Source organism: Marinimicrobium sp. UBA4209, from assembly GCF_002381585.1.
GTDB lineage: Bacteria > Pseudomonadota > Gammaproteobacteria > Pseudomonadales > Cellvibrionaceae > Marinimicrobium > Marinimicrobium koreense.
Genome location: NZ_DFTP01000008.1, coordinates 28,174 through 28,440 on the forward strand (window position 1 = coordinate 28,174; position 267 = coordinate 28,440).

Genomic DNA, 267 nt, shown 5'->3' on the forward strand with positions numbered 1-267 from the left:
CGGTGCCCATTTCATGAATGGCGAGCCCCGGGGCCTGCTCACTGTCAACGGTCTGAATGTTCTTGTAGCCGGCTTTTTCCAGCATCTCGGCGGCGCTGTCACGAATGTCCCGGGTCATATGGTGCTCGTTGTCCGAGTAATCACAGTCCATATTCAGCAGTGGCATGCCCCAGGCATCGGTCTGGTCCTTGCTCAGGGTCACTTTGTTGTCAAAGCGCGGCAGAAACTCCCCCATACCGGTCATATTGATCCGCCAGGGGCCCACCT

At 57.7% G+C, this 267-nt stretch carries 1 pseudogene; it reads right to left on the reverse strand.

The annotated features are described in order from the left end of the window. Positions 1-267, reverse strand: a pseudogene (locus B3187_RS01810) (GMC family oxidoreductase); the annotation flags it as partial.